Source organism: Saccharopolyspora sp. NPDC002376, assembly GCF_053593195.1.
Window position 1 is genome coordinate 1 of the sequence record NZ_JBSFBZ010000078.1, and the last position, 8,752, is coordinate 8,752.

The 8,752-nt window shown below is 69.5% G+C and carries 10 protein-coding genes; 7 read left to right on the forward strand and 3 right to left on the reverse strand.

What is annotated here, in order from left to right; genetic code table 11:
* The first annotated feature begins 246 nt into the window (after nt 1-246).
* Genes ACWCO2_RS33305 through ACWCO2_RS33335 form a run of 7 tightly spaced genes read left to right on the forward strand, consistent with a single transcriptional unit; the run spans nt 247 to nt 7,545 of the window.
* Nucleotides 247-1,584, forward strand: coding sequence for an MSMEG_0569 family flavin-dependent oxidoreductase (locus ACWCO2_RS33305; RefSeq protein ID WP_450131772.1), 1,338 nt, complete (start codon nt 247-249; stop codon nt 1,582-1,584).
* 13 nt (nt 1,585-1,597) lie between these two features.
* Nucleotides 1,598-2,425, forward strand: a complete 828-nt coding sequence (locus ACWCO2_RS33310; RefSeq protein ID WP_450131773.1) for an amidohydrolase family protein — start codon at nt 1,598-1,600, stop codon at nt 2,423-2,425.
* Nucleotides 2,426-2,465: 40 nt separating this feature from the next.
* Entirely contained in the window at nt 2,466-2,987 is a 522-nt protein-coding gene (locus ACWCO2_RS33315; protein ID WP_450131774.1) for an MSMEG_0572/Sll0783 family nitrogen starvation response protein, read from the forward strand.
* 10 nt (nt 2,988-2,997) lie between these two features.
* Entirely contained in the window at nt 2,998-4,098 is a 1,101-nt protein-coding gene (locus tag ACWCO2_RS33320; RefSeq protein WP_450131775.1) for an MSMEG_0568 family radical SAM protein, read from the forward strand.
* Nucleotides 4,099-4,104: 6 nt separating this feature from the next.
* Nucleotides 4,105-5,571, forward strand: coding sequence for an MSMEG_0567/sll0787 family protein (locus ACWCO2_RS33325; RefSeq protein WP_450131776.1), 1,467 nt, complete (start codon nt 4,105-4,107; stop codon nt 5,569-5,571).
* Nucleotides 5,568-6,425 carry a carbon-nitrogen hydrolase family protein gene (locus ACWCO2_RS33330; protein ID WP_450131777.1) on the forward strand — a complete coding sequence of 286 codons (858 nt, stop codon included), beginning with the start codon at nt 5,568-5,570 and terminating at the stop codon, nt 6,423-6,425. The genes ACWCO2_RS33325 and ACWCO2_RS33330 overlap by 4 nt, the downstream gene beginning before the upstream one ends.
* Before the next feature lie 43 nt (nt 6,426-6,468).
* Nucleotides 6,469-7,545: an MSMEG_0565 family glycosyltransferase gene (locus tag ACWCO2_RS33335; RefSeq protein ID WP_450131778.1), complete on the forward strand. Its 1,077-nt coding sequence runs from the start codon at nt 6,469-6,471 to the stop codon at nt 7,543-7,545.
* A gap of 253 nt (nt 7,546-7,798) precedes the next feature.
* Here the strand turns inward: ACWCO2_RS33335 and ACWCO2_RS33340 are convergent, their stop codons facing one another.
* From ACWCO2_RS33340 to ACWCO2_RS33350, 3 genes are all read right to left on the reverse strand, one after another.
* A complete protein-coding gene (locus ACWCO2_RS33340; RefSeq protein ID WP_450131779.1) occupies nt 7,799-7,966 on the reverse strand; it encodes a hypothetical protein in 168 nt (55 codons plus the stop codon).
* A 117-nt stretch (nt 7,967-8,083) separates the two neighbouring features.
* Nucleotides 8,084-8,257: a hypothetical protein gene (locus tag ACWCO2_RS33345; RefSeq protein ID WP_450131780.1), complete on the reverse strand. Its 174-nt coding sequence runs from the start codon at nt 8,255-8,257 to the stop codon at nt 8,084-8,086.
* A 94-nt stretch (nt 8,258-8,351) separates the two neighbouring features.
* Nucleotides 8,352-8,651, reverse strand: coding sequence for a hypothetical protein (locus tag ACWCO2_RS33350; protein ID WP_450131781.1), 300 nt, complete (start codon nt 8,649-8,651; stop codon nt 8,352-8,354).
* Between the last annotated feature and the right edge of the window lie 101 nt (nt 8,652-8,752).

The following is an 8,752-nucleotide window of genomic DNA, read 5'->3' on the forward strand; positions in this document are numbered from 1 at the left end:
TTCGCGAGCGGTTCGACGCGGCTACTTTTCGCCGTGTCGCGGTTGCGGCCAGCCAGCCAGAGAGGAACCGGACACCGAAATGAAAGGCACTGCCACAAGCCGGCCCGCCAGGCTACGTCTGGCGGTCGGATCCCGATCGGTCGAACTAGCGCAACTCGCCCGGATCGAAGACTCCGCAGCCGCATTCACCTCACCGTCGCCACATGTGACCGTCGAGACGCTGGTTCCCACCGACGGGAGCGCACGATGAGCCGCGCGTGTGCTGTTGGCGGGCACTACCCGGTCGTTGTGGTGGGCGGGGGCCAGGCCGGGCTGTCCGCCAGTTACTGCCTGCGGGAGCGGGCGATCGAACACGTGGTGCTCGAATCGCACCAAGTGGCACACGACTGGCGGTCCCGCCGGTGGGACTCCTTCTGCCTTGTGACCCCGAACTGGCAGTGCTCGCTGCCCGGTTTTCCCTACCGTGGAGCGGATCCGCACGGGTTCATGGTGCGCGACGAGATCGTGGCTTACCTGGAGGGCTACACGACAGCGTTCGATCCTCCGCTGGCCGAAGGTGTCCAAGTTACGCGGCTGCGCCGCACCGACGAGGGTCTATTCCACCTTGACACCACTGCCGGTGAACTGACCGCGGACCAGGTGGTCGTTGCTACCGGCGCATATCACGAACCGAGCATGCCCCGGATCGCCGAACGGATGCCTGGCACCGTCCGCCAGCTGCATTCGGCCGACTACCGCAACGCGGACGCCCTGCCCGTGGGGGCCGTGCTCGTGGTCGGCAGCGGGCAGTCCGGTGCGCAAATCGCGGAGGACCTGCACTTAGCGGGCCGTCAAGTGCACCTAGCTGTCGGGGACGCGCCGCGGGTCGCCCGTTTCTACCGGGGGCGCGACTGCGTGGCCTGGCTGGCGGACATGGGGTACTACGCCAAGACCATCGACGAGTTCCACGACCCCGACCTGGTCCGCAAACGCGTCAACCACTACGTGACCGGCCGGGACGGCGGTCGGGACATCGACCTGCGCTCGTTCGCCCGCGACGGGATGCGGCTGCACGGACGACTGCTCGACATCGACGGTTCGAACGCCGTGTTCGCCGACGACCTGGAGCGCAACCTGGATTCCGCCGATGCCGTCGCGGAGTCCATCAAGGACTCGGTCGACACCTACATCGAGGGAAGCGGGATTGACGCCCCGCGGGAGGAACGGTACGTACCGGTGTGGCGTCCAGATCCAGCGCAGGGTGGGCGGTTAGACCTGTCCGCGGCCGGGATGACTTCGGTGATCTGGGCGACCGGGTTCCGCTCCGACTACCGCTGGATTGAGGTGCCCGTCTTTGACGGCCGCGGCTACCCGACGCATTGGCGTGGTGTGACCAGCGCACCGGGCCTGTACTTCCTCGGTCTGCCGTGGCAGCACACCTGGGGATCTGGGCGGATGGAAGCCGTAGGCAAGGATGCGGAGCACCTCGCCGAACGGATCGTGTCCTACAGCCCGCTGCGGCCTGGGGCGCGGCCGGTGCACAGCAGCAACGACATATGCGGCGCGCTCACCGGCTCGGCGACCACCGCCTCGCTGGCGTGCTGAGGAGGGCCGCCGGATGACCACTCGCCGCGTCCACGACGCTCACCGCCACCTCGGCGCGCTGCCCGCGCACCCGTTCTACGGCGGTCCGCCGGTGAACCCGGACACCACCGCCCGTGCGACGATCAAAGAGTTGCTGGCCGACCTCGATGCGGAGGGAACGGAACGGGCCCTGGTGCTCCCCAACTACGGGGTGCCCGACCCTGCTGTGGCTTTTTCGCTCAACCACCTGGTGCTGGAGGCTGCCCAGACCGACGATCGCGTCCGGGCCGGGCTCTGGGTTTCGCCTCGGTCCGACGACGAGCAGCACACCGCCGGAGCCCTCGCCCTGGCGGGCGAGAGCGGGGTCCGGGCGCTGAAGCTGAGTTTCCTGTTGGGCGGCTCCCCCAGCGACCCCGCCTGCCGACCACACCTGGACCGCATCTTCGCCACGGCCGAGCAGCACGACCTCGTCGTGCACGTCCACACCTCCCCAGGGTCCACTTCGGACATCGACGAGGTCGGGAAGCTGGTGGAGTGGTACGCCGACCGCGTGCGTGTGCACCTGGTGCACTTCGGTGGCGGGATGAGCGGGCACATCAAGCTCGCCGGTTCCCGCTTCTTCGACTGGATCAGCGCTGGCAAGCGCGTCTACACCGATCTCTCCTGGGCCATCGGGTTCGCTCCGCACTGGCTGGTCCGGGAGATCGAGCACCGCGGCATCGGACACGACCGCGTGCTCTTCGCCAGCGACCAACCGTGGGGTGACTTCGCGGGCGAGTTCGCCCGACTGCACGCCGCGGCCGGCGACGGCGAACTCGGCGACCGGGTCTTCCTCGACACGTTCGCCGCGCTCTACGACTGAGCGAATCCCCTTCCACATCCCCAACATGAGGAGGACATCCATGTCCGACGCCGTCGAACTCACCGACTTGGAACAGAAGTCGCTGGGCGAGATCCCGCACCCATCGCTGCCGGAAGGATCCAGCATCTACGGATCCACCAAGGTCTTCCCCGACTACCAGGCGGAGAACGGGGAAGCGTACTTCACCCTCGTGCACGGCATCGCCCACGAATCCTCGGTGAGCTTCGTGGCCGTGCTGCAGGCGACCCGCGCCCTGCGCAAGGGCTTCGAGACCGCGATCTACTTCTACGGCCCCGGCTCTCTCAACTGCCTGGCCACCCGGGGCTTCCCGACCACCGGCAACTCCGCCTTCCCCGGCGAGCACAACATCAACAACCAGCTCAAGACCTTCATCGCCGAAGGCGGCAAGGTCTACTGCTGCCGCTTCGGCCTGTCGTTGCACGGTGCGCGCGAGGAAGACCTCATCGAAGGCGTCATCCCCGCGCATCCGCTGGACGTGCAGGACGCGATCATCCACTACGCGCGCAAGGGCGCGATCATCAACTCCACCTACCAGCTCTGAGAGGTGCACCGTGAGCGTTGGCACCGACAAGACGCGTACGACAAGCACGGCGGTGGACGTGCGGATCACCACCCGCGCTGAACTCGCCCTGCACGGGATTCGGGTGGACGCCGAGGTCCGGCGGCCGGACGGCGCCGGCCCCAGTGACGACGGGCACGTCCTCGTCGACGGTGCCAACGCCGCGCTGCCCACCAACCCCGCCAGCCCCTACACCGTTCGCGACGGGAAGGTCTGGCTCGGCGAGGAGGACACCGGCCTGGCAATTTCACCCGTGCAGCGCCCGCAGTTCTACAGTCTGTCTACTGAGGATGGTGTTCCGTACGAGCAGATAGCCCGGCTGCACGGCGCCGACGTGCTGGCCACCACGGTGGTCCAGACGTGCATCCGCTACGGCGAATCCGACCGGTGCCGCTTCTGCACCATCGAGGAATCCCTGCGCTCCGGCGCCACCGTCGCGGCCAAGACACCGGCCCAGCTGGCCGAAGTCGCCGAAACAGCCGTGCGGCTCGACGGGGTGCGGCAGATGGTGATGACCACTGGCACGACCGCCGGGCCCGACCGCGGCGCCCGCAACTTGGTGCGCTCCGTGCGCGCCGTGCTCGAAGCGGTTCCCGGACTGCCGATCCAGGTGCAGTGCGAGCCGCCGGGCGACCTGCGCTGGATCCGCGACCTGCATGACGCGGGAGCAACCTCCATCGGCATCCACGTCGAGGCGCTCGACGAGGACGTGCGACGCCGCTGGATGCCCGGCAAATCGACCGTCCCCCTGGCCGAGTACGAGGCTGCGTGGGACGAGGCGGTGCGAGTCTTCGGCCGCAACCGCGTCTCCACCTACCTACTGGTCGGGCTGGGCGAGAACCCCGACGAACTGATCGACGGTGCGGCGGCGCTGATCGAGCGCGGCGTGTACCCGTTCGTGGTGCCCTTCCGACCCATGCGCGGCACCCTCGCAGCCCGAGACGGCATCGGCGCGCCGAGCACGGAGGTGCTGCGCTACGTCACCGAAGCGGTCGCGGAGCGGTTGCGGCGCGCCGACATGTCCGGCGCAGATCAGAAAGCGGGTTGCGCTGCCTGCGGGGCCTGCTCGGTGCTGCGCTCGGCGGGCGGGTGATCCCGGATGGCGTTCGACGACGTACTCACTCTGACGGGGACCGGGTCCCCACCACCGGCTCCGGACATCCTCTCGCTGCTCGGTGATCGCGCGACCCTGGCTCGGCAGACGCCGTTCCGCATCGAGCAGGCTGACGGCCCGGCGGCGGTGGCGGCGTACCGCGCGCTGCGCAGCGATGTTTTCGTCGGAGAACAACGGCTTTTCGCGACCAGCGACTTCGACGATCGGGATGCTGATGCTCGCACCGTGGTGCTCGTGGCCAGGGACCGCACCGGCGCGGTGGTCGGCGGCGTGCGGCTCGGCCCGGTCGACGGAGGCCCGGACATCGGCTGGTGGCGCGGCGGTCGGCTGGTCGTGGCACGGAATTCCCGCCGGCTCGGTGGGGTCGGCCCGGCGCTGGTGCGGGCGGCCTGTGCCCGGGCCGAGGCCGAAGGCGCGCTCCGCTTCGAGGCGACGGTGCAGCCGCGCAACGAGCGGCTGTTCGCCGGCCTCGGCTGGCGACGGGTCCGCGACGTCGTCGAGGCCGGCGCACCCCACGTGCTGATGCGGTGGCCGATCGACCGGATCGGGGCCCAGACATCAGCGACCAAGGCACCGCTGGGCCCGCTGCTGGCGGGACTGGCAGTCGACGCCGGGACCGGCGCGCTCGGCGGGCCGGGGTTCACCGGCGACGACGGCGCACCGGTGCCCGGCAGCGACCTCGTCGCCGCCAGCGATGCCATCGTGCCGTCCATGGTGGAACGCGACCCGGAATGGGCCGGTTGGTGCTCGGTGCTGGTCAACCTCAACGACCTCGCCGCGATGGGTGCCACACCCGTCGGGCTGCTGGATGCACTCGCAGCCCGGGACAGCTCGCACGCGGATCGGGTCCTCACCGGGCTCAGGAATGCCGCGCAAGCGTACGGGCGGATCCCGGTCCTCGGTGGACACACGCAGATCGGCGTGCCCGCCTCGCTGTCGGTGACCGCACTCGGCCGCACCGCCCACCCGGTGCCCGGCGGTGGCGGGCGCCCCGGCCACGAGGTGCGGCTCACCGCCGACCTCGGCGGAGCCTGGCGACCGGGCTACCCCGGAAAGCAGTGGGACTCGACCACCCGGCGCAGTCCCGCCGAGCTGGCTGCGATGCTCGGTGCCATCGGCGCCGCCCGACCCGCTGCGGCCAAGGACGTCTCGATGGCCGGGATCGTCGGCACGCTCGGCATGCTCGCGGAGGCAAGCGGCTGCGGCGCAGTGCTGGACGTCTCGGCCGTCCCGCGCCCGTGCGAGGCATCCGCCGGCGACTGGCTGACCTGCTTCCCCGGCTTCGCGATGCTCACCACCGACCGACCGGGCGCACCGGGCCTGCCCGCAGGCCCGGCGGTCGGTGCGGTCTGCGGCGAGCTGACGGTAGGAGCAGGCGTCGGGCTGCGCTGGCCCGACGGGGAGATCACACAAGTGGTCACCGGCCCAGTGACGGGATTGGGGAACGCGTGAACACGCTACGAATGGCCGCCGTCTCGGCCCGATTCGGACGCGACCTGGAGGAGGACTTCCTCCACATCGAGCAGTTGATCAAGCATGCGGACGCCGACGGCGTACAGCTCCTAGCGCTGCCCGAGGCATGCCTGGGCGGCTACTTACTCAGTCTCGACGGCACCGGAGCTGCGGAGGACCCGGGGCCTCCCCCGCTCGACGTGGACGGACCCGAGATCCGGCGCCTCGCGGGCCTTGCCGGAGAGATGACCGTGATCACGGGCTACTGCGAGGCCGGTGCGGACGGGCGCCGCTACAACAGCGCGGTGTGCGTCAACGGTGACGGCGTGCTGGGAAACCATCGCAAGGTGCACCAGCCGTTGAGCGAGGACGCCAGCTACTCGTCCGGCGACGGCTTCCACGCCTTCGACACGCCGGTAGGCCGGATCGGCATGCTCATCTGCTACGACAAGGCCTTCCCCGAAGCGGCGCGGACGCTGGCCCTGGACGGTGCCGAGATCGGCGTCTGCATCTCGGCCTGGCCCGGGTCGCGCACGAACGCTGCGGCCGATCTGGCGCAGGACCGCTGGAAGCGCCGCTTCGACCTCTTCGACCGGGCCCGGGCCCTGGAGAACCAAATCGTGTGGGTCTCCGCCAACCAGGCGGGCTCATTCGGCTCGCTGCGCTTCGTGGGCAGCGCCAAGGTCGTCGAGCCCGGCGGCGAGGTTCTCGCCGATACCGGGGTCTCGCCAGGCATGGCCGTCGCCGAACTCGACGTGGCCGGTTCGCTGGAGACCGCCCGGCGGTTCATGGGACACCTCCGCGACCGGCGCCCGGATGCCTACCTGCACAGCGCAGGAGCGATCAACGCGTGACCACCGTTCAACGCCGACCGTCCGCCTATCGATAGGGGAACGCGTGAAGATCGCCCTGCTGAGCTACTCGACCAAACCGCGCGGCGGCGTCGTGCACACGCTGGCTCTCGCCGAAGCACTGGCCGCTGCCGGCGAGGACGTGACGGTGTGGACGCTGGCCCGCGGCGGCGACACGGGTTTCTACCGCCCCGTCGACCCGGCGGTGAAGCTGCAAATCGTGCCGTTCCCCGACGGCCCCGCGCAGGAAACCGTCGGCGAACGCGTCCTGCGATCCATCGACGTGCTGCGCGCGGCCTTCCAACCGACCGAGTACGACGTCGTGCACGCCCAGGACTGCATCAGCGCCAACGCCGTCGGGCGGTGCGTGCGCACCGTCCACCACATCGACCACTTCACCACCCCGGAACTGGCCGCCTGCCACGAGCGGGCCATCGTCACCCCGCACACCCACATCTGCGTCTCGCGGTCGGTCGCCGACGAACTCGCCGACGGCTGGGGCATCAAAGCCACCGTCATCCCCAACGGGGTCGCCTACCAACGGTTCGCGACGACCGACCCCGAAGCCCGAGCACGCTGGAAGGATCAGCTCGGCCGCTACATCCTCACCGTCGGCGGCATCGAACCCCGCAAGGGCTCGATCGATCTGCTGGAGGCATACGCACTACTGCGCGACCAGCACCCAGACGTCAACCTCGTCATCGCCGGCGGCGAAACCCTCTTCGACTACCGCGACTACCGCACCCGCTGGGAGACCCGGGCCGCGGAACTGGGCGTCGAACCGATCCTGCTCGGCACCCTCCCGGACCACGACCTTCCACCCCTGGTCGCCGCAGCCGAAGCGTTCGCATTCCCCTCCATCAAAGAAGGATTCGGGCTCGCCGCGATGGAAGCCCTCGCCGCCGGCGTCCCCCTGGTCGTCCGCGACCTACCAGTCCTGCGCGAAGTCTTCGACACCGCAGCGCATTTCGGCGACAACCCGCACTCCTTGGCCACCGAACTCAGTGCCGCCCTAACCACCGACAACCCGAGGAAACGGGCTCGCGGGTGCGAGCTCGCCGCCCGCCACACCTGGCGCGAAGCAGCCGAACGCCACATCGCCTTCTACCGGACCCTGCGCTGAACATTGTCGTGCCGCGACGGCGGCGACCTGCTAATTCAAAAGCATGGCCCCGGATCTTGCTGTCCGGGGCCTCCTCACTGCCTAGCGGGTGCAGACTGGTTGGCCGACCTGCGGAAACCTACCCCGGGTTTCGTGTAAGACCTGCAAGTAGGAGCGCGGAATCGTCACCCGCCAAGGGCCGGCCAGTCGAGTCCGGGCGGGCCATCAGAACGTGATCTCGTTCGGGACCGGTTGGGGTGGTGGCGGGGGCCGGTCACTGCTGCGCAGCGCGAGCGTCGATCAGGTCCGATAGCGTCACCGGGCGGCCGCTCCGCTTGGCGTGTGGAACGAGGTCGATCAGTTGGCGCCGTTCCCCCAGGCGGACCTCGGTGTCGTCGGCCAGGCCGAAGACCTGCCGAACCAGTGCATCGAGATCAGCCACCCCAGATCACCGCCACGGCCCGGCTCGAGCTGCCGTGCGGTACGGACGATTCCGCGCATCCGGTCAATCTCCGCGGCGGTGACCTCGGTGTGCTCAAGTAACCAATATTGGGACGCCTCAGGCCACGGCTTTCCGGAGCGCAGCCGCGAGGATGCGCATGGACGCGGGCGCGCCAGGGTTGATCAGCACGTCAACACCTTCCGCCGGCAGCATCCCCGCCAGCTCCGCGGCGTTGGCCTCCCGCCAACCCGCGACCCGCACCCGGTGCCGGTGCGCGGGTGCCGTGGTCACCAGCATCGACGCGGCTCGGCGTCGCTCGGCGGAAGATCCGCATGAGCCGCCAGCCCGGAAAGAACACCGTGGATCCCGTCCACGCCTGGCTCACCTAGCCCGAGCGGCCTCCTGGAGCACCGCCCCGCATGGCGAAGTACTCGGCACGTTCCCGCCAATACCAGTCGTACAACACGTCCGGATCGTTGACCCCGAACTCCCTGAGCCTGGCCTCGGCGCTGCCCAACCTCGCCCGCGCACCCACCAGCTGCGCCTCGGCCTCCTCGACATGCCGAAGCACCTCCGGCGAACTCCGCAAACCACCCGCAGCAGACTGATCCAGCGTCGCCTCTCGCCAATCGCGCTCCGCGCGAGTTCCCGCGTATTCCTGCCACGCCCCGTACGCCTCAGGCATCACCTCACGGCCGAACACCCCATGAAGGATCTCCCGCCACTGGGCATCAAACCCACCGATCTCCAGACGCGAAGCCTGCGCCGGAAGGTTGTTCCCACTCG